The organism is Streptomyces sp. AF1A, from assembly GCF_047340315.1.
In the GTDB taxonomy this organism is placed as follows: domain Bacteria; phylum Actinomycetota; class Actinomycetes; order Streptomycetales; family Streptomycetaceae; genus Streptomyces.
The window spans coordinates 1-18,505 of the sequence record NZ_JBLEBI010000020.1 but is presented as its reverse complement, the minus strand read 5'-3'; the positions used below and the strand labels follow the sequence as shown (position 1 = coordinate 18,505).

Here is an 18,505-nt window from a genome sequence, read left to right as displayed (position 1 = left end):
CTGCGCTCCCGCGAGTGACCCTCCCGCGCCCTGCCGCCGGGCAGATCAGCCGGCCGCACCCCCGCGGAAGCCGGCCGGGGCCGGGGGGCTGGTCGTGGGTGCGGGCGACGTGGCACCACCGGTGGTACCACCGCCCGTGGTGCCGCCGAGCACCCCGCCACTGCCTGTACCCCCGGTGGTGGTGCCCGTGGTGGTGCCGGAGGTGTCCGTCGGCCCCGGGTTGACACACTGCCTCTTCCTGCCGTGGTGGCACCGGTGAGGGCTGGGGTTCGGTGTTGTCGACGTGCTCGGGGCGGCCGGGGGCGTGCTCTGCGTGACGGTGACGGAGGGGGTAGGTGAGGGGGCGCCGCCCTCGTCGGTGCCCTTGCCCAGTTGCGGCGCGGGCGGGAACTGCTGGACGGGCAGTCCCTGGTGGGCGGCGGTCATGTAGCCGGTCCACACCTCGGTGGGCATGTCGGCACCGAAGACCTTGGAGTAGCCGCCGACGCCCTGCATCGACTGCAGGCCGGCGTTCTTCGGGTCCTCCTTGAACATGGCGACGGACGTGACCAGTTGCGGGGTGTAGCCGATGAACCAGGCGGACTTGTAGTCGTCGGTGGTGCCGGTCTTGCCCGCGGCCGGCCGCCCCAGGGCCTGGGCGTTGGTGCCCGTGCCCTTCTTGACGACGTCCTGCAGGACGTCGGTGACGCTGTCGGCGGTCGAGGCAGGCATGGCCCTGGTGCCCTTGGGCTTGTCGAAGCCGGGCAGTTGCCGGCCACCCGCGATGACCTTGGTCACCGAGTACGGCTCGTGCTGGACGCCGCCGTCGTCGAAGGTGGCGTACGCGTCGGCCATGCGGATCGCCGAGGGGGTGGAGGTGCCGATGTAGAAGCCGGGGGTGTCGTACTGCAGGCTCTTGCGCAGCAGGCCCGCTCTGAGGGCCTCGTTCTCCACGTTGCCGTAGCCGACGTACTCGCCGAGTTGGACGTAGGGGGTGTTGACCGACTGCTCCATGGCCTTGCGCAGGGTGATGTAGCCCCATTTCGTGGGGACGTCGTTGCGCTGGTGGAGCAGGCCCGAGGGGTCGTTGGCGTCCGGCAGCTCCTGGCCCTGCTGGTTCTTGATGGTGATGCCGTCGTCGCCGTTGAACTTGGAGTCGGGTGTGATCGGTGAGGGCGCCTGGCCCGGGGAGAGCACGGCACCGTGGTCGAGGGCGGCGGCCAGGTCGATCGGCTTGAAGGTGGAGCCCACCGGCACACCCGTGGCGTCGGCGTTGTCGGTCCAGTGGCCCTTGTTCCAGCCCGCTCCGCCGTACAGGGCCACGACGGCGCCGGTCGACGGATCGATCGAGGCCGCGCCGACCTGCACGTCCTTGTCCGCCGAGCGGTGCCTGGGGTCGAGGTGCTTCTTCTCCATCGCCGCGACGGACGCCGACAGCGCGTGCACCTTCTTCTTGTCGAAGGTGGTGTAGATCTGGTAGCCCCCGCGGCCGAGCTGCTGGTCGGTGAGCGACGAGTGGGCCTCGACGTACTTCTTCGCGGTGTCCACGAGGTAGCCGGTCTGCCCCGACATCCCCGCCGACGGCGCGTAGGGCTTGGGCGTGGGGAACCCGGCGGCCAGGTACTGCTGTTCCTGGGCGTCGGTGATCTTGTGGATCTTGGCCATGCGCTGCAGGACGTAGGTCCAGCGAGCCTTGGCCTGGGCCTTGGCCTGCGGGTCGGTGTCGGCGTGCATCAGCAGGCTCGGCTCGTTGACCGTGGCGGCGATGAACGCGCCCTGGCTGACGGTCAGCTGGGAGGCGTGCTCGTGGTAGTAGGCGCGGGCCGCGGCCTCGATGCCGTAGGCGTCCCGCCCGTAGTAGCAGCTGTTGAGATAGCCCTGCAGGATCTGCTGCTTGGTCATCTGGCCGCCGATCTTCAGGGAGATCATGATCTCCCTGAACTTCCGGGTGACCGACTGGTTCTGGTTGAGGTAGGTGTTCTTCACGAACTGCTGGGTGATGGTGGACCCGGACTGCACCTCACCGCCCGTGGCCATGTGGTAGACGGCGCGGAGCATGCCCTGCATGTCGACGCCGGGGTCGGTGTAGAAGGTGGCGTTCTCCGCGGCGAGGAAGTCCCACTGCACCGCCTTCGGGACCTGGGCGAGGTCGACGTTCTGCCGGTTGGTCGACCCCTGTGTGGCCATCACCGAGCCGTCGGACCAGTAGTACGTGTTGCTCTGCTGCTGGGTGCTGGGATTCGCGCCGGGGATGGTCGTCGTGGCGTAGGCGTACCCGAACACCCCCACCAGGCCGCCGAGGAAGAGCAGGAACGTACCTGTCACCAGCTTCCACGACGGCAGCCACCGGCGCACCCCGCGCTTGCCCGCCCGCGGATAGTCGATGAGGCCGCGCCGTCCTGGTGGCCCCGCCTGCGCACGCCGAGTGTCCGCCGCGCGGCCGGCGAGTGCGGCGCCGGCCCGGCCGGCCCTGCGCGCCGCGGCCCGGCCGCCGTTCCGTACGTCGGCCGGGCTGGACGGCTTGGTCCTTCCAGAGGGCTTACGCCGCTGTCCGCTCATGTTTCCGCCACTCCTCGGCCAGGCGCCGACCCACACACGACTGCTCCACCGCCCCGCCGCACCTCCATGCTTCGCGAGGGGGGACCTGGCTCGGAGCAGGCTGACACTCCTGGATTTTTCCTACGGGTTGTAAGATTAGCCAGTGCCCGGTGTGCGACAACAACCGCCCCCTGGGCAAAGCATCACACCACGTAGTACTCGGCGAAGCCTGCATACGGAAAGAAGACACGGGGTCGGGATGACTCACGAGAGTAGTGGCGGCCATGCCGACCGCCGGCCGAGCGGGGCCCTGGAAGCCGAGATCATGGCCGTGCTGTGGGGCGCCGGGGAGCCGATGACCGCGGGTGCCGTCCAGTCCGCGCTCACACCAGGGCTCGCCTACAAGACCGTACTCACCGTCCTGGGTCGGCTGCACGCCAAGGGGATGCTCGAACGCGAGCGCGTCGGCCGGGCGCACGCCTACCGCCCGCGCCAGGAATCCGCCCAGACGTCCGCTGAGCGGATGAAGACCGCACTGGACCGCGGTCACGACCGCACAGCCGTGCTGCAGCGCTTCGTGCAGACTCTCGACCCCGCGGACGAGGCCGCCCTGCGATCCCTGCTCGCCCCGACGGAGTGACGCTGTCCGAAGAGACCGGCTTCCGCTCATCGTCGGCGTTCAGGGCTCCAGCAAACCCGGGCTCCGGCTAGCGTCGACCGCTCTCGTGAGGTGAAGCCCCAGATCCCGTCGACGGGTCACTTCGGCCTGCCCGTTCACGATGAGCTCGTGCTGGAGTGCGGAGGGGATTGAACCGTGGGCGGCCTCGCGGTCGACGCGCTCCTCGGGGCTCCTCGATTCAGCTCCCCGACAGGACGCTCGTCTCCGCACCGCGGGAAGGCGGCTCGCCCTCTGGTTGCGTCGACTCGTCCGAGGACAACAGCGTGTTCGCCGTCAGACGCTGGGGCGTAGAGGACTCCCGACGGCGGGCGCGGGGTCCGGCGGCTCTGCATGCCGGCCACCCTGCAGGCGAAGGCGGGTGCCCTGTGAACCGGCACACCGCGTCATCACAGCGGAATGCGGAACTCGAATACGGAACGGTCCCACGGCACGGCGGGCGGGTTCGCGAGCGCGGTCCCGATCCGCACGGCACCGGCGCGATGGTAGAAGTCCTCGGCGGGAAGGTGCGACACGACCTTGACGCGGTCGAGCCCGGCGGCCCGGGCCTCGGACTGCATGTGCGTGACGAGCAGCCGTCCGATACCCCGTCCCTGTGCGTCGTCGGCGACGAACAGCAGGTCGAGCTCCGGTGGAGCGAGGACGAGCGAGTAGAACCCGAGGACCCGCTCGTCGGCACCGACGGCCACGAAGGCGCGGTGGGCCTCGATGTAGTCAGGACCGACCCGGTAGCCCGCGACTGCGGCCGCGTACCTCCCCGCGTAGGCGCCTGAGCCCCGCACGAGCCGCGTGAGCCGTCTGGCATCCCCGGCAACGGCCCTCCGTATCGTGATCGGCCGGCTGATCGGGGACGGGCGTGAACTCATCGGGAGAGTATGTCGCACCGGGGTGCGCCGCCGTGCGGCGGGTCGGCTGCTCGGGCAGGATCCCTGCACCGCTCCTGGGAACCGCCTGCCCAGGCCCCGATCGACCCTGTCCAGGCCCCGATCGACGCTGCCCGGGGCGCGCCCGATCCCCCCGGTGAGCGCCCCGGACGTCGCCGCGAGGCCGTCAGGCCCGATAGGCCACGTTGGCCATCATCCCGGCCTCGCCGTGGTACGCGTTGTGGCAGTGCAGCATCCATTGGCCCGGGTTGTCGGCGTCGAGGAATACGGACACCGTCTGCTTGGGCAGCACGATCGCGGTGTCCTTGCGCGGACCGGAGTCACCGAGCTGGTAGGTGTGGCCGTGCAGGTGCATCGGGTGCCACATCTCGGTGGTGTTGACGAAGTCGAGCCGCACGCGCCGGCCCTCCTCGATGACGATGGGGTGCGCCTCGGGGTGGTTCATGTCGAACGGCGTGCCGTCGATGGCCCAGTCGTACGCCATCATGGTGCCGGTCAGCTTGATCCGGTGCGTGATGTCGGTTTTCGCGGACTTCAGGCGCACGTCGTCGGCGGCACGCAGCTGAGACGCGGTCATGATCATGCCGTCGAGTTCCTTCGGGCGGACGGTCGCCTTCGGGGCGCTGCCCGAGCCTGTGCGCACCAGCGCAAGGCCGTTCGCGTTCTTTCCCTCGGCCAGGGCGACCAGCGGGAAGACGCCGTCGCCGAGGGTGACCAGCACGTCGTAGCGTTCGCCCATGCCGACCAGCAGCGCGTCCGCCTCCTGGTGCTGAACCGGGAAGCCGTCGGTGTGGGTGATGGTCAGCCGGTGGCCGCCGAGGGCGACCCGGTAGGCGGTGTCCGAGCCCGCGTTGATGATCCGCAGCCGGACCCTTGTGCCGGGTTTGCCGGTGTAGACGTCCGGGTCGGCCGCCACCCGGCCGTTGACCAGGTGGTGTGGGTACTTCACGTCGCCAGCGTCGCCGCCGAGCAGCTTGCTGGTGGCGCCCATGAGCATGAACCCGTGCGACATGCCGCCGGGGGAGGCCGAGGCGGACGGGGAGGCGGAGTCGCCCGTGGTCATCCCGCCCATGTCCCCCCTGTCCCCCATATCCCCCATGCCGTCGCCCGAACCGCCGGGTCCGGGGCTGCCGCCCATGTCCATGCCGCCCATGCCCCGCTTGAGGTCGGCGAAGACGTCGTCCGGGGTCCCGGTGACGCCGTCGACCCAGTCGTCGAGGAGGACGACCCACTCGTCGTCGTAAGCGAGGGTCTCCTTGGGGTCCTCGACGATCAGGGGGGCGTACAGCCCGCGGTCGAGCTGGACGCCGACGTGGGGGTGGAAGAAGTACGTGCCGGGCGCGTCGGCGATGAACCGGTAGGTGAACGTGGAACCGGCGCGGACGGCCCTCTGCGTGGCCGGGGGCACGCCGTCCATGTCGTTGCGCAGGGCAATGCCGTGCCAGTGGATGGACGTGGTGGTCTTGTCCGGAAGCTGGTTGGACAGCTCGGCGACGAGGGTGTCGCCGACCGAGAGGCGGACCTCCTCGCCGGGGGTACGGCCGTCGAAGGCCCAGGTCCTGGGCATGACCCCGCCGCCCAGGTCGATCACGGCAGGTGCCGCGGTCAGGGTGAGCTTCCGCTGCCGTCCGGTGGCCTTGCGCTTCTTCTCGGTGGCGACGACGGCCGAGGCGTCGGGGCCGACCAGGGCGTTGCCACTGCCGGTTCCGCTCCCGCTCGCGCTGCTGCAGGCGGCGAGTGCGCCGGCGCCGGCCACTCCCAGTCCGGCGAGCAGGACGGAACGGCGGTCGATGTTGTTCATGGGGTTGTTGTCCTCTGTCTCGTGACTGCCGATGTAGTCGCGGAGGGACGGCGCAACGCGCGCCGCCCGGCGCGGCCTACATGCGCAGGTGCGAGAGGACGGACAGGTCGGGCGGGGCCCGGCCAACGGCAGCGGCCGACGCGCGGCCTTCACCCGCCGGGCTCGGTGGCGTGATCACGTCGGCCGCGCTCCGGCCGGGCGGAACGAGGTGCACGGAGCCGACGCCCGCCGCACCGCAGTGCTGCATCCCCGACATGGCGCAGCCGTCGTCGTGGGCCTGGTGCGAGAACGCGTCCTCGACGGACGGCGCCGCACCGTGCGACATCGCGGGTGCGGCATGGGCGAGGCGCGGCATGAACGGCGCCGCACCCTCCCACATCGCGTGTACGGCACGGACAGGGCACGACACGAACGGCGCCGCACCCTCCGACATCGCATGCGCGCCACGGACTGTGGGGTGCGGCGTGGACGGCGAGGCGCTCACCACGGACGTCTCATGGTGGACCAGCACGGCCAGCGCGACGCACAGGGTGAGCAACACCCCGTACGCCCAGCGGACGGCACCCCTGCCGCCGCATGCTGCCCGTCCCGCCATGAACCCCACCTGTGCCGTGCGGTCGATCCCTGAGGGCGCATGCTACCCCCAGGGGGTACTGACTGCTCGGCGACCCGTTGCCGTGTGGCCCCGCACCGTCGTCCCGCCCCGATCTGCCGCCAAGGCCGGGCCGCGGCGAACCGTCGGAGTCGGGCCCGCGAGCGGGTCTACGCTGGGCGGTGACGGGCGCGGGCCGGGAAGCACCAGGGAGACGCGCGCCATGGCGGACAGGGAGCAGGAACTGGCCGACGCCCAGCGACGGCGCTGGCAGCGGGCCTATGCCGCCCGCCCGGGCATGTACGGCGAGAAGCCGTCCGGGCCCGCTGTCCACGCCGCCGGGCTGTTCCGGGCCGCCGGGGCACAAAACGTGCTGGAACTGGGGGCCGGCCACGGCCGCGACGCGCTGTTCTTCGCCCGCGAGGGCTTCACCGTCCAGGCCACCGACTTCAGCCCGGTCGGACTCGAGCAGCTCCGGCGGGCCGCCGACAGGCAGGGCATCGCGGAGCGGATCACCACCGCGGTGCACGACGTGCGTGAGCCGCTCCGGCTGCCGGACGCCCGCGTCGACGCGGTCTTCGCGCACATGCTGCTGTGCATGGCCCTGTCGACCGAGGCGATCCACAACCTGGTCGGTGAGGTCCGCCGCGTGCTCAGGCCGGGCGGGACCTTCGTCTACACGGTCCGGCACACGGAGGATGCCCACTACGGCGTCGGTGTCGCGCACGGCGACGACATCTACGAGCACGGCGGGTTCGCCGTGCACTTCTTTCCCCGCGATCTGGTCGACGCCCTCGCCGAGGGGTGGATGCTGGACGAGGTGCACGCCTTCGAGGAGGGCGAGCTGCCCCGCCGCATGTGGCGCGTCACCCAGCGCCTGCCCCGGTGAGGGCGGCCCGTCGGCGGTGTCCGTCCGCTGGAGGGCACGCCGCTCCCCTGGACCTCCCTCAACCGCGGGCGTCTGCCGCCGAGTCCGATCGGAGCGGCCGTACTGGTGAGGGCCGCGGCCGGTTCAACGGCCGCGGCGGCGCGGTGACTAGGTGGCTCCCGGGACACCGCGCAGGCGGTGCGGGGGCGGGGGGAACGGAGTGGGATCCAGCGAACTGCTGATCGCTCTGGACCGGGCGAGCGGTACGGCGCTGCGGCAGCAGGTGTGCGATCAGGTCACCGCGCTCGTGCGCGCGGGCAGACTGCGCCCCGGCGACGCGCTGCCCGCCTCGCGCGAGCCGGCCCAGCAGCTGGGCGTCTCGCGGACGGTGATCATCCGGGCCTACGAGCTGCTGCGGGCGCAGGACGGTCAGGTCCCGGTCCGCCTGCAGCCGGGTGACCATCGCCCACCACAGGTCCACGTCCGACTCGAGGTCGACGTCCTCGTCCACCGAGACGACCAGCTTGGCCATCCGGAACGTCTCCAGGACCGACTGGCCGGATCGTCGGTACGGGAGGTCGGTGGTCCCGGTGCTCCGGTAGGTCCCGGTGGCGGTCGGCCGGGGAGGCCGGTGGTTCGGGTCGCGGCCAGTGGGTCCGGCTGGTACGGCAGGTCCTGGGGCCGGTCGGTCGGTCCAACAGGGCGCCGGTTGCGGCACTACGTGCCGACCACCCAGGGGGTGGCGCCGTCGAGGATCCGCGGCGGTTGCGGAGCGGCGCCGAGGCCCGTGAGCGCCTCCGTGAGCCGTCCGAGCGTCCGCTCCACCTCGGCCCGGCCGCCCTCGTGCGCCGATTCGACGGTGAGCAGGAGCCGTCGCCGTCCGCGGTCGGACTTGACCAGGTCGCCCTGGCGCCAGTTCCAGCGCCGCGAGTGGGCGCGGCCCTGGTCGTCGGCGTAGACGACCTCGCCGGGCTCGGGGTGCTCGGGGGCGTCGGGGGCGCCGAGCGGCAGGTGGACCTCGCTGCCGCGGGCGGGCCGCACGGTCGGCTCGGCCTCGATGCCGCCCACGTCGCAGGAGGCCACGGGCAGCCGGCTCTCCAGGGACACCGCGTTGCACAGGTCCACCAGGGAGTTGATGCGCGGCAGCCGGTCCCCCTGGCGATCCTGCGCAGGACCGACTCGGCGGCGCAGGGGAACCGGTTGGGATTCACGCCCATCTCCCGGTAGGCGTCCCGCCAGGCCGGGATGGAGGCCAGGGCGGAGACGTCGGCCTTGGAGAACCCGGCGCTGTGCAGGGCATCCTCGGCGGCGGTGAGCCGGTCCGTCACCTGGGGGACGTCCGCGACGACGGCGACGTCCGGTACGGCGATCAGGCCGAGGATGTAGGCGGGCACGCGTTCCCACCCGCGCGCGCGTCGACGCCGACGCCGAGGGTGCGGGTGTCCGAGTCGGGGCGGGGGCTTTCCATGGGTGTGCGGTCCTTCGTTTCCGGGCTTCGGCCGCCCGTGCCGGTCGCGGGCGGTCTCCTTGTTGACGGGTCGACAGTAGGAAGCGGACGAGGCCTCGGCGGTGGCCCATTACGGGGTGATGCGTGAGGCCACTTGCCGGGCGGGGGTTCGGCGGGCTGGGTGCGCAGCGTCCGGACCGGCGGCCTCCGCTCCCTCGCTCCCTCCGGACACGCACGCACGTCCCGGACGACCTCCGGGCCCGTGGGGCTCCACCGCCCGGCCGCAGGTCACGGTTCAGATGGGCGGTGAGCTTCCGTGCCGCCGCCCGTCATACCCCGCGGACGGTTCGGGACGCCCGTCAGCACCACAGCTCGTGGATGTACACGCCGTCGTCGGGATCGAGGGCATCTGATGCCGGCCGGGGGTTACGCACCAAGTGCCGTAGCCGATGGTGAAAGCACGTGCCCAAGCGGCGTGAGCGGCCCGCTCCCCGCCCTGGACCGTTGCCCGAAAACTCCTGCCTCCGCCGGAAGTTCCGACCCCGTTGGCGATTTTCCTGTGCCGACGGAGGTTGGTGATCCCTAGTGCCGTGTCAAGCAACGTCGGCCCTGGTTGTCGCCCGGCGGTGTCGGCTCGATCGAGCCGATGCAGCGGACGGGCGGCGCCCAGCCGGCTCCGGCGAGGACCGCTTCGGCGTCGATGTCTCGTTGCAGATCCATGCCTGCCTGGGTCATGCCCCCAGGCAGGCACTCGGTGAGCAGGTCGACGACGTCGCGCCAGGCTCGCTGCGCGTGCCGTGGGTGGTAGCCGACACCGGGGACCACGGGGTGGTCGACCGGCGGGTGGTGGAAGGCGTGCAAGGCGCCGCCATAGATCGCGAGGCGCCAGTCGACGCCCGCGGCCTGCATCTCGGCGGTGAACGCGTTTCGTTGCGCGGGCGCCATGATCGGGTCTTCCGATCCGACCCCGGCCCACACCGGGCAGAGGATGCGCGCTGCCTCGCCCGGTCGGCCCGTGGTAGTTGCGTTGACCGTCCCGATCGCGCGCAGGTTGACGCCGGCTCGCCCGAGTTCCAGCGCGATGGCGCCCCCGGTGCCGTAGCCGATGGCGGCGATCCGGTCGGGGTCGGTCCGGGGCTCGGTGCGCAACTCGTCGAGTGCCGCGTGGCCGATGCGCCGCATCCGGTCGGGATCAGCGAGCAGTGGCATGCAACGGGCCAGCATCTCCTCGGGGTCGCCCAGATAGCGCCCGCCGTGGAGGTCGAAGGCCAGCGCTACATATCCCAGCTCGGCGAGAGCATCGGCCCGGCGGCGCTCGACGTCGCTGAGCCCCATGCCCTCTGGTCCGAGCAGCACCGCGGGCCGGCGGTCGACACCGGCCGGGAGCGCGAGGTGCCCGATCATCGTCAAACCGTCGGCCGGGTACTCGACCGTACGCGTCGTAATCGTCGTCACGAGACTGGACTGTAGTGATCGTCGAGCCCGGTCGGGCCGGTGATCTGCCGCCGGCAGAACAGCGTAGGTGTCCCTCTGAAAGCCGTTGCGCAGCCCGCGTCGGCTGCCGGTCCTTGAGGTCCCGGCGACGAACAGGCCCCGCCGATCTTCCTGGCGTGCCACGACACGGGCACCCTCCCCAACGCAAGCGTCGGCCTTCACGACCACAACGGGTCGTGAAGGCCGACGTCACCTTCAGCCCCAGGATTCGCCAACAGTGCCGGACGTTCCGGCGGGGGCAGGTCACCGTCGCAGGGCTGCTACCTCCGGGACTCCTCCTCGTGGGACAGCTCCAGGTCGAAGTCGGTGGCGCCGCCGCCGTCCAGGCGCAGGGAAGCGGCGACCGGGGCGTAGCCGCTGGCGACGACCGTGTACTCGCCGCCGTCCAGGTCGGTGAACCCGTAGGCGCCGTCGTCACCGGTGATGGCGGTGCCGACCACGTTCCCCGCCGAGTCCAGCAGGGTCACCTTGGCGTCGTCGAGCGGCCGGCCGGAGGCCGTGCTGATGACGCCGCGGAGCCGGGCACCGGGTTCGAGGCGGACCTCGCAGGCGTCCGTGGCGCCCGGGGTGACGTCGACCGGGAGGGCGGCCGGACGGTAGCCGGCCGCGTTCACCACGAGGGTGTAGCCGCCGGGGACCAGGTCGGCGAGCACGAAGCCGCCGTCGGCGGCCGAGGTGCCGGTGGAGACGACCTCGCCGCGCACGTCGGTCGCGACCAGCAGGGCTCCCGCCAGCGCGTGTCCGTCGACGGAGTCGCGGACGGAGCCGGTGAGGGCGACGGTGCCGCTGAGCGCGAGGTCGCACTCGACGGGCTCGTCGCCGACCACCACCGTCACGGCCTGCGGCTGCCGGGCACCGGAGGCGCCGATCAGCACGTAGGTGCCGGGGCCGGTGACGGGGACGGTGTAGCTGCCGTCGTCGCCGCTGACGGCGCGGCCGAGCTGCCGTCCGCCCATGTCGATCAGGGTGATCACGGCCTGCGGCACCGGGGCGCCCGACCCGTCCAGCACCCGGCCGCGGACGCTGTGGCGTCCGGGACCCCGAACCGGCTGGAACACATCGGCGGCCGGCGCGGCGACCGGCTCGGGCGCAACGGTGGCGGGCTCCACGGCGGCCGCGGCCACGGCCGGCTCGGCGGCGAGGGCGGCCGCAGCGGGCTCCGGGGCCGGGCCGCCGTTCTCCTCCGCGGCACGCGCCTCCAGTCCGGAGACCTTGCGCAGCGGCACCTCCTTGGTCCACACCGCGACCAGGAAGCCCAGGACGATCACGGCCGCCGCGATGATGAACACCAGGTGCATCGAGTCGGTGAAGCCGACCTTGAACGGCTCGGCCAGGCGCGGGTCGAGCTGCTGGATGAACGAGGAGTCGTCGAGCACGCCCGAGCCGCCGCCGCTCGCCCGGTGGTGCTTGAACAGCTCCAGCACCGGCGCGTTCGCCGGGTCGGCGCGCACGACCGGGTCGTGCAGCGCGGCCCGGAACGCCGGCGTCTCGTACGCGGCCCGGAAGGCCGAGCTGATCTTGCTGCCCACCGTGCTGAACAGCACGGAAAGGAAGATCGCGGTACCGGCGGTGCCGCCCATCTGCCGGAAGAAGGTGGCCGACGCGGTCGCCACGCCCATGTCCTGGGGCTCGACGGCGTTCTGCACGGCCAGGGTGAGGATCTGCATGCACCCGCTGAGGCCGACGCCGAACAGCGCCATGTACGCCATGGTCTCCGGCAGCGCGCTGTCCCACTGCACCCGGTAGTGGAACAGCAGCATGGCGGCGATGATCAGCAGGGTGCCGATGATCGGGAAGATCTTGTACTTGCCGGTCTTCTGGATGATGCGGCCCACCACGATGGTTCCGGCGATCATGCCGACCATCAGCGGCAGCATCAGCAGGCCGGACTTGGTGGGGCTGACGCCCTTCACGATCTGCAGGTACAGCGGGATCATCATCATCCCGCCGAACATGCCCATGCCGATCAGCACGGACAGCAGGCTCATCTTGGTGAAGACCGAGCTGCGGAACAGCCGCATCGGGATGAGGGCCTCGTCGCCCATGGCCCGCTCGACGAGGACCCACACCAGCAGGCCGACCACGCCGACCGCGTAGCAGACGCAGGCCCTGGTGGAGGTCCAGCCCCAGCTCTGGCCCTGCTCGGCCACGAGCAGCAGCGGCACCACGCCGACGGCGATGGTGAGGGCGCCCCACCAGTCGATGCGGTGGTCGCGCCGGGTGTGCGGAAGGTTCAGCACCTTGGCGACGACGAACAGCGCGACGATGCCGACCGGCACGTTGACCAGGAACACCCAGCGCCAGCCGGCGATGGCCAGGATGCTGCTCCGGCCCGCCAGGAAGCCGCCGATCAGCGGGCCGAGCACGCTCGACGAGCCGAACGTCGCGAGCATGTAGCCCTGGTACCGGGCGCGCTCGCGGGGCGGCACGATGTCACCGATGATCGCCAGCGCCAGGGACATCAGACCGCCGGCGCCGATCCCCTGGAAGGCGCGGAAGGCGGACAGCTCCGTCATCGAGGTGGCGAACGAGCAGGCCGCCGAGCCGGCGATGAAGATCGTGATGGCCGCCAGGAAGTAGGGCTTGCGGCCGTGGAGGTCGGAGAGCTTTCCGTACAGCGGCGTGCTGATGGTGGAGGTGATCAGGTACGCGGTGGTGACCCACGCCTGCGCGCTGAGCCCGTGCAGATCGTCGGCGATCGTGCGGATCGAGGTGCTGACGATGGTCTGGTCGAGCGCCGCGAGGAACATCCCCAGCATGAGGCCGCTGAGGATCGTCATGATCTGACGATGCGTCAGCTTTCCGGCCGGTGCCGGTGCGGATATCACTCCGGTTTCCCCACGAGCCGGGGATGCGGACGTGGTCATGCGTAGAGGTCTCCTTGCCTTGCCCCGGCCGGCCGGTCCCTGCCCGGCTCCGGGGCATGTGTCCGTGCGGCGCGGCGGCTCTTCCCGGCCGCCGGCGCCGAGCGTCACTCACATTACGTTGCTTGCGGCGACCAACTGAGTGTAGGGCCGGTCCGAGCGGCTGAAGACCATCCCACCGGCGGACGTGCGTCACAGTCCGCGGCGCGACCAGACCCCCCGGCCGCACAGGTGAGGCGCATCTGTCGGCGGCGGGGAAACATGCCACAATCGATCAGGAAAAAAGTTCCGTTTGTCCAGGTTCGCGGGGGGTGGATGGAGCGTCGAGAGTATGCCGCGGGACACGCCTGACGATGCCGACCGGATGGCAGAGGCGGTTCTCGCGGCTCTGTTCTCCGAGTCACCCGTAGGGCTGCACGTCCTGGACACCGAGCTCCGTCTCGTGCGCTACAACTCCGCCGCACGCAACATCGGCGCCTTCCCCATGGAGGGGTTCCTCGGCCGCACCCCGAGCGAGACGCTTCGCGCCTTCGGCTACGAGGGTGCCGACGAGGTCGAGGCCATGGTGCGCGAGGTCCTGCGCACCGGCAGGCCCCGGCGCGACGTCCTGATGAGGCTGCGCTCCCCCCGTCCGCCGCACACTCAGACGGCGGTCCTGGTGTCCTGGTTCCGGCTGCAGAAGGGGCACGGGCCCCCCTTGGGCGTGGCGGCGGCCGTCCTGGACGTCACCGGCCAGTACCGGGCCCAGGCGCGGCTGGCCCTGCTGGAGCGGGCGAGCACCCGCATCGGCACGACGATGGATCTGTTCCGCACCGCCCAGGAGCTGGCCGACGCGACCGTCCCCGAGTTCGCCGACACCGTCACGGTCGACCTGCTCGACCCGGTGCTCAGGTGCGAGGCACCCCAGGCCGGACCGCTCGTGGGCGGCATCCCGCTGCGGCGGGCGGGCTGGTGCTCGCTGCACGAGCTGGAGCAGGCCGGGGTGCCCATGGCGGGGCAGGTCAGCGGCTTCCCCGCCGGGTCCCCGTACCGGCAGAGCCTGGCCGATCTGCAGCCCCGGCTGATCGGCCGGCTCGACCCGGAGGCGGCGTGGCTGACCGACGAGCCGTTCCGCCACCGCCTGCTGGAGGTCATCCGGGTGCACTCGATGATCGTGGTGCCGCTGTGCGCCCGGGGCCGCGTCCTCGGTCTCGTCTGCTTCTACCGCTGGCGCACCCCGGACGTGTACGAGGACGACGACCTGACCCTCGCCCGGCAGCTGACCGACAGAACCGCGCTGTGCCTGGACAACGCCCGCCAGTACAACCGCGGCCGCCTGGCGGCCCGCCTGCTGCAGCCCACGCCGAGACCGCCGGAAGTACCCGTCCACAGCGCGGTCGAGACCGCCCACAGCTATGTCTCCTCCCGGTCCGGCGCGAACTGGTTCGACGTCATCCCGCTGCCCGGCAGCCGCGTGGCCCTCGCTGCGGGGCAGATCGACGGAGAGGGCATCCGCGCCGCCACCACCATGGGGGAGCTCAGGGCCGCCATCGGCGCCCTGGCCGCGCTCGACCTGTCGCCGGACGAACTCCTCGAGCGCCTGCACGAGCTGGTCGCCCGGCTCAGCGGCCAGGAGCTGCTCCTGCCGCAGGGCGGCTCCGCCAACCTGGCCGTGGGCGCGAGCTGCCTGTACGCCGTGTACGACCCGGTGACCCGGGAGTGCGTCATGTCACGCGCCGGCGTGCTGCGGCCCGTCCTGGTCACGCCGGACGGGAGCGCGGAGCTCGCCGACGTGCCGGCCGGCCCTGCGCTCGGACAGGGAATGCCCGCCTACCAGTCAGTGGCGCGCGAGCTGCCCGAGGGCAGCGTGGTGATGCTGGACAGCTACCCCGTGCTGGCGGACGGGTCGTCCCGCCCCGTCGAGGGCCTGCTCGACCGGATGACCGCCGTCTTCGCCGACCGCTCCCGGCCGCTGCAGAACGCGTGCGACGCCGTCACCCGCATTCTCGGGACCGGGCACCGCGAGCAGCCCGAGGAACGCACGATCGTCCTGCTGGCCAGGACCCGCGCCTTCGGCCCCGACCGGCTCGCCGAGTGGGTGCTGCGGCCCGAACCTGAATCCGTGTCCCAGGCCCGCACGCTCGCCGTCGACCAGCTCACCGCCTGGGGGCTCGACGAACTGGCCTTCACCACCGAACTGGTGGTGAGCGAACTGGTGACCAACGCCGTCCGCTACTCCGACGGCCCGATCGAGCTGCGGCTGATCCGCGACCGCGCCCTGACGTGTGAGGTGTCCGACACCAACAGCACGGTGCCGCATCTGCGGCGCGCCCAGGCGGAGGACGAGGGCGGCCGGGGCCTCTACATCACCGCGCAGCTGACCCAGCGCTGGGGCACCCGCCCCGTCCGCCGCGGAAAGATCATCTGGGCCGAGCAGGCCCTGCCGGATCACGTCTCCGCCGCCGGCACGCCCGCCCCCCACTGACCGGGTCCACCCCCCTCGACGACCCGGCCACCGGGAGCTCGGAAGTGGCTCGGAAAGGACCTGAAAGCGCCTCTGGATGTGATGCCACCCATAGGAGCCAGATCACGTCCTAAAGAGAGTCGTAGAACATGCCCTCCCTGACCAGGGCAGATATTTACAGATGCGCTTATTTCGGACATTAGTCCGTAGTGGGGTAGTACGTCACATCATTGCGCCGCGGTCCGGCCGCCGCTAATGATTGCTCTCGTTGCCGGGCACCGCGCCTCGCAGCACGGGGCCTCCCGGCCCACGCCACCGCGATCGACCGCGGTCGGCACGACCATGACCCCCAGTGGAGAGTTACTTCCGTATGACCATGACCACCCGCACCCGCTTCGCCCGCCTGCGTACCCTCGGCCTCACCGGCATCGCCACCACCGGCGCCGCAGCCGCAGCGATCACCCTGATGCCGACGAACGCTCAGGCCGCCGAGGCGACCCCGGTGCACACCTCCTCCGTGGTCACGGCCTCCTCGAACCACCACAGCAGCTCTTCCCAGGGCAAGGCCGGCTCCGCCAACAACCTCGACGGCTGGATCAAGCAGTCCCTGGCCATCATGAAGTCCAAGGGCATCCCGGGCAGTTACGAGGGCCTGAAGCGCAACATCATGCGTGAGTCCGGCGGCAACCCCGGCGCCCAGAACAACTGGGACATCAACGCCCAGAAGGGCACCCCGTCCAAGGGCCTGCTCCAGGTGATCGACCCCACCTTCAACGCGTACCACGTCTCCGGTACCCCCAACAACATCACCGACCCGGTGGCCAACATCACCGCGGCCGCCAACTACGCCGCCCACCGCTACGGCTCCATCGACAACGTCAACTCCGCGTACTGAGCCGACGCACCCGGGCACTCGAAGGCCGGTGCCGGCAGCGAACGACCGCTGCCGGCACCGGCCTTCCGCCGTTCCGGCAACGGCCCCACCGCCAGGGGCCGTTGATCAGGCGTCGTCCAGGGCGCCGAGGCCGGTCAGTGCGCCCACCGGGTCCAGGTCCGGGGTGCCCCGGGGCCACCAGTCCTCCCGGCCCGGCTCCGACTCGTAGGCGTACCACAGGCCGTCACGGCCGAGCCGGAGCTGGACGTGGCCGCGTGGATGGGTGAGCCGGTTGCGCCAGGGGCGGAACGCGGGCAGGTCGGCGGCGAGCAGCTGCGGGCGTGCCCGGTCGAAGCGGCCGGCCGGCGGGTCCCACGGCTCCTCCAGTACGGCCAGCCCCTCCAGGCCGCCCTGGCGCCAGGCGGCGACGGCGCGCGCGAGGTCGGCCGGGGTACGGCCGGCGGCCTGGGCGAGCGTGGCGTACAGCGTGCGGGTCGTGGCGGTCAGGCCGGAGCCGGGACGGGCCGCGGCGAGGCGCACCGCGTCCTGCCACAGGGTCAGTTCACCGACCGGGTCGCGACCGGTGCCGAGCAGCGCGTGCGCGCGGGCGGCGGCATCGGTCGCCAGCTGGTCCAGCGCGAAGGGGTCCGGGCCGCCGGGCGCCGCCGGATACGCCGGGGGCTGTTCGGGGTGCGGCGGGACCGGCAACGGCGGGGGCAGGGGCGGCAGTTCGCGCGGGGCGAGGGCCTCGGCGGCCCGTATGCCGGGCAGGGACTGCGGCTGCCGCTCCTGGGCGGCGCGGGCCGCCCGGGCGGCGCTGCGCCGGGAGAGCGCGTCGAGCAGCTCCCGCTCGCCCCGGCCCCGCAGCAGGAGCAGCACGAACGGGTCGGCGTCGAGCAGCCGTGCCGTCTGGTAGCACAGCGCGGCCGCATGCTTGCAGGGGTGACCGGAGTCGGGGCAGCTGCAGCGCGGCGCGAGGTCACCGGGGCCGGGCAGCAGCGGGACACCGCAGTCGGCCAGGGACTGCGGCAGCTCCTTGTCGAGCAACGCCGCGATGTGGCCCGGCCGGTCGGCGGCCGCATCCAGGAACCGCGCCCAGTCCTCGTCCTGAAGGGTGCGGAGCCGCACCTGCACCCGGTACGGGCGCGGACGGCTGCCGCGCACGTACGCCAGGACCAGACCCGGGGTCACGGTGATCGCGTCCACATGCCCCTGGTCGGCGTAACCACGGCCACGCGCCAGCCGCTTGGGGTCCAGCGCGCCCCGCTCCAGCGCGTCCACCCACGCGTTGCCCCACCAGGTCGCGGCGAACGACGCGTCCTCGCCCCCGGCGCGCGGCGTGAACGCCGGGAAGGTACGCCGCAGTTCACTGTCGCGGTGGGGCGCGGCCATGGTGGACGGCACGTGCGGCGCCGCGGCAGGGGGTGGCGACCCGGGGCTGGGCCGCGTGGGGTCGGTGCCGTACGACCCGGCCTCGGCCTCGTCCCCGGCGGCACGAGTCTGCCCCGCCACCGAGGCGCGGCGGGCCCAGGGGGTGGAATCCGCGCTGGGCCGCGTGGGGTCGGTGCCGTACGACCCGGCCTCGGCCTCGTCCCCGGCGGCACGAGTCTGCCCCGCCACCGAGGCGCGGCGGGCCGAGGGGGTGGAATCCGCGCTGTCCGTCCGCTGGTTCGCCCGGCCCACGGGCCGGGGTCCGGACTCCGCCGCGGGGATCGGAGGGGCGGTCTCCCCAGGGTCCGCGCCGGGACCGGGCCGGCCGGCGCGCCCGCGCCCGGGAACCCGCGCGGGGCGCGCGGGGCGCACCTCACCCGGACCGCCGGAGGTACCGGTGGCGTCCGTCTCCGCCGGGGTGTCGCTCTCCACGGGCATGCGGAAGGCGTCCCGGAGGAACTGCCGCATCTCCTGTACGGCCTTGACCCGGGCGGCTCGTGCCTCCTCGCCGGGTCGCGCCGAGGCCGAGGGGGGCGCGGATCCGGTGCGGGGCGCGGAGAAGGCAGGACCTGCCGGGGTGCGGGACCCGCGTCCGGACTCCCGCTCCCCCGCCT

Annotated in this window: 11 protein-coding genes and 3 pseudogenes; 5 read left to right on the top strand and 9 right to left on the bottom strand. The window is 72.2% G+C overall.

Annotated elements, in window-relative coordinates; translation table 11 throughout:
• Positions 1-45: 45 nt before the first annotated feature.
• The gene (locus ACLU3S_RS09540) at positions 46-2,538 is read right to left on the bottom strand and encodes a transglycosylase domain-containing protein (RefSeq protein WP_413951302.1); all 2,493 of its coding nucleotides are present in this window, start codon (positions 2,536-2,538) and stop codon (positions 46-48) included.
• Positions 2,539-2,776: 238 nt separating this feature from the next.
• Between ACLU3S_RS09540 and ACLU3S_RS09535 the strand changes: the two genes are divergently transcribed.
• Positions 2,777-3,157 carry a BlaI/MecI/CopY family transcriptional regulator gene (locus ACLU3S_RS09535; protein ID WP_413951301.1) on the top strand — a complete coding sequence of 127 codons (381 nt, stop codon included), beginning with the start codon at positions 2,777-2,779 and terminating at the stop codon, positions 3,155-3,157.
• A gap of 425 nt (positions 3,158-3,582) precedes the next feature.
• On the opposite strand, the gene ACLU3S_RS09530 is transcribed toward ACLU3S_RS09535, so the two are convergent.
• From ACLU3S_RS09530 to ACLU3S_RS09520, 3 genes are all read right to left on the bottom strand, one after another.
• The gene (locus ACLU3S_RS09530) at positions 3,583-4,059 is read right to left on the bottom strand and encodes a GNAT family N-acetyltransferase (protein ID WP_413951300.1); all 477 of its coding nucleotides are present in this window, start codon (positions 4,057-4,059) and stop codon (positions 3,583-3,585) included.
• A 184-nt stretch (positions 4,060-4,243) separates the two neighbouring features.
• Entirely contained in the window at positions 4,244-5,878 is a 1,635-nt protein-coding gene (locus ACLU3S_RS09525; RefSeq protein ID WP_413951299.1) for a multicopper oxidase family protein, read from the bottom strand.
• A gap of 76 nt (positions 5,879-5,954) precedes the next feature.
• Positions 5,955-6,473 carry a hypothetical protein gene (locus tag ACLU3S_RS09520; RefSeq protein ID WP_413951298.1) on the bottom strand — a complete coding sequence of 173 codons (519 nt, stop codon included), beginning with the start codon at positions 6,471-6,473 and terminating at the stop codon, positions 5,955-5,957.
• A 220-nt stretch (positions 6,474-6,693) separates the two neighbouring features.
• On the opposite strand from ACLU3S_RS09520, the gene ACLU3S_RS09515 reads away from it, so the two are divergent.
• On the top strand, positions 6,694-7,359 hold the full coding sequence (locus ACLU3S_RS09515; RefSeq protein WP_413951297.1) for a class I SAM-dependent methyltransferase: 666 nt from the start codon (positions 6,694-6,696) through the stop codon (positions 7,357-7,359).
• 151 nt (positions 7,360-7,510) lie between these two features.
• Positions 7,511-7,702 (top strand): annotated as a pseudogene (locus ACLU3S_RS09510) (hypothetical protein); the annotation flags it as partial.
• Between the two features lie 66 nt (positions 7,703-7,768).
• On the opposite strand, the pseudogene ACLU3S_RS09505 reads toward ACLU3S_RS09510, so the two are convergent.
• From ACLU3S_RS09505 to ACLU3S_RS09490, 4 genes and pseudogenes are all read right to left on the bottom strand, one after another.
• Positions 7,769-8,056: pseudogene (locus tag ACLU3S_RS09505) on the bottom strand (hypothetical protein); the annotation flags it as partial.
• Positions 8,056-8,916 (bottom strand): B3/4 domain-containing protein, encoded by an 861-nt coding sequence (locus tag ACLU3S_RS09500; RefSeq protein WP_413951296.1) that lies wholly within the window; start codon positions 8,914-8,916, stop codon positions 8,056-8,058. The gene ACLU3S_RS09500 and the pseudogene ACLU3S_RS09505, both read right to left, overlap by 1 nt.
• A 610-nt stretch (positions 8,917-9,526) precedes the next feature.
• Positions 9,527-10,240: pseudogene (locus ACLU3S_RS09495) on the bottom strand (dienelactone hydrolase family protein); the annotation flags it as partial.
• A 299-nt stretch (positions 10,241-10,539) separates the two neighbouring features.
• Positions 10,540-13,146, bottom strand: a complete 2,607-nt coding sequence (locus tag ACLU3S_RS09490; RefSeq protein WP_413951295.1) for an MFS transporter — start codon at positions 13,144-13,146, stop codon at positions 10,540-10,542.
• A gap of 361 nt (positions 13,147-13,507) precedes the next feature.
• Between ACLU3S_RS09490 and ACLU3S_RS09485 the strand changes: the two genes are divergently transcribed.
• Both ACLU3S_RS09485 and ACLU3S_RS09480 read left to right on the top strand, forming a co-directional pair.
• Positions 13,508-15,607, top strand: coding sequence for a SpoIIE family protein phosphatase (locus tag ACLU3S_RS09485; protein ID WP_413951294.1), 2,100 nt, complete (start codon positions 13,508-13,510; stop codon positions 15,605-15,607).
• A gap of 355 nt (positions 15,608-15,962) precedes the next feature.
• On the top strand, positions 15,963-16,481 hold the full coding sequence (locus ACLU3S_RS09480) for a transglycosylase SLT domain-containing protein (RefSeq protein ID WP_413951293.1): 519 nt from the start codon (positions 15,963-15,965) through the stop codon (positions 16,479-16,481).
• 105 nt (positions 16,482-16,586) lie between these two features.
• On the opposite strand, the gene ACLU3S_RS09475 is transcribed toward ACLU3S_RS09480, so the two are convergent.
• The gene (locus ACLU3S_RS09475; protein WP_413951348.1) at positions 16,587-18,329 is read right to left on the bottom strand and encodes an SWIM zinc finger family protein; all 1,743 of its coding nucleotides are present in this window, start codon (positions 18,327-18,329) and stop codon (positions 16,587-16,589) included.
• Positions 18,330-18,505 lie beyond the last annotated feature (176 nt).

What these genes read in the sequence shown, in the direction of transcription:
- ACLU3S_RS09540 (WP_413951302.1), bottom strand. Translation starts at nt 2,538, where the DNA reads ATGAGCGGACAGCGGCGTAAGCCCTCTGGAAGGACCAAGCCGTCCAGC.
- ACLU3S_RS09535 (WP_413951301.1), top strand. Translation starts at nt 2,777, where the DNA reads ATGACTCACGAGAGTAGTGGCGGCCATGCCGACCGCCGGCCGAGCGGG.
- ACLU3S_RS09530 (WP_413951300.1), bottom strand. Translation starts at nt 4,059, where the DNA reads ATGAGTTCACGCCCGTCCCCGATCAGCCGGCCGATCACGATACGGAGG.
- ACLU3S_RS09525 (WP_413951299.1), bottom strand. Translation starts at nt 5,878, where the DNA reads ATGAACAACATCGACCGCCGTTCCGTCCTGCTCGCCGGACTGGGAGTG.
- ACLU3S_RS09520 (WP_413951298.1), bottom strand. Translation starts at nt 6,473, where the DNA reads ATGGCGGGACGGGCAGCATGCGGCGGCAGGGGTGCCGTCCGCTGGGCG.
- ACLU3S_RS09515 (WP_413951297.1), top strand. Translation starts at nt 6,694, where the DNA reads ATGGCGGACAGGGAGCAGGAACTGGCCGACGCCCAGCGACGGCGCTGG.
- ACLU3S_RS09500 (WP_413951296.1), bottom strand. Translation starts at nt 8,916, where the DNA reads ATGGGCCACCGCCGAGGCCTCGTCCGCTTCCTACTGTCGACCCGTCAA.
- ACLU3S_RS09490 (WP_413951295.1), bottom strand. Translation starts at nt 13,146, where the DNA reads ATGACCACGTCCGCATCCCCGGCTCGTGGGGAAACCGGAGTGATATCC.
- ACLU3S_RS09485 (WP_413951294.1), top strand. Translation starts at nt 13,508, where the DNA reads ATGGCAGAGGCGGTTCTCGCGGCTCTGTTCTCCGAGTCACCCGTAGGG.
- ACLU3S_RS09480 (WP_413951293.1), top strand. Translation starts at nt 15,963, where the DNA reads ATGACCACCCGCACCCGCTTCGCCCGCCTGCGTACCCTCGGCCTCACC.
- ACLU3S_RS09475 (WP_413951348.1), bottom strand. Translation starts at nt 18,329, where the DNA reads ATGCCCGTGGAGAGCGACACCCCGGCGGAGACGGACGCCACCGGTACC.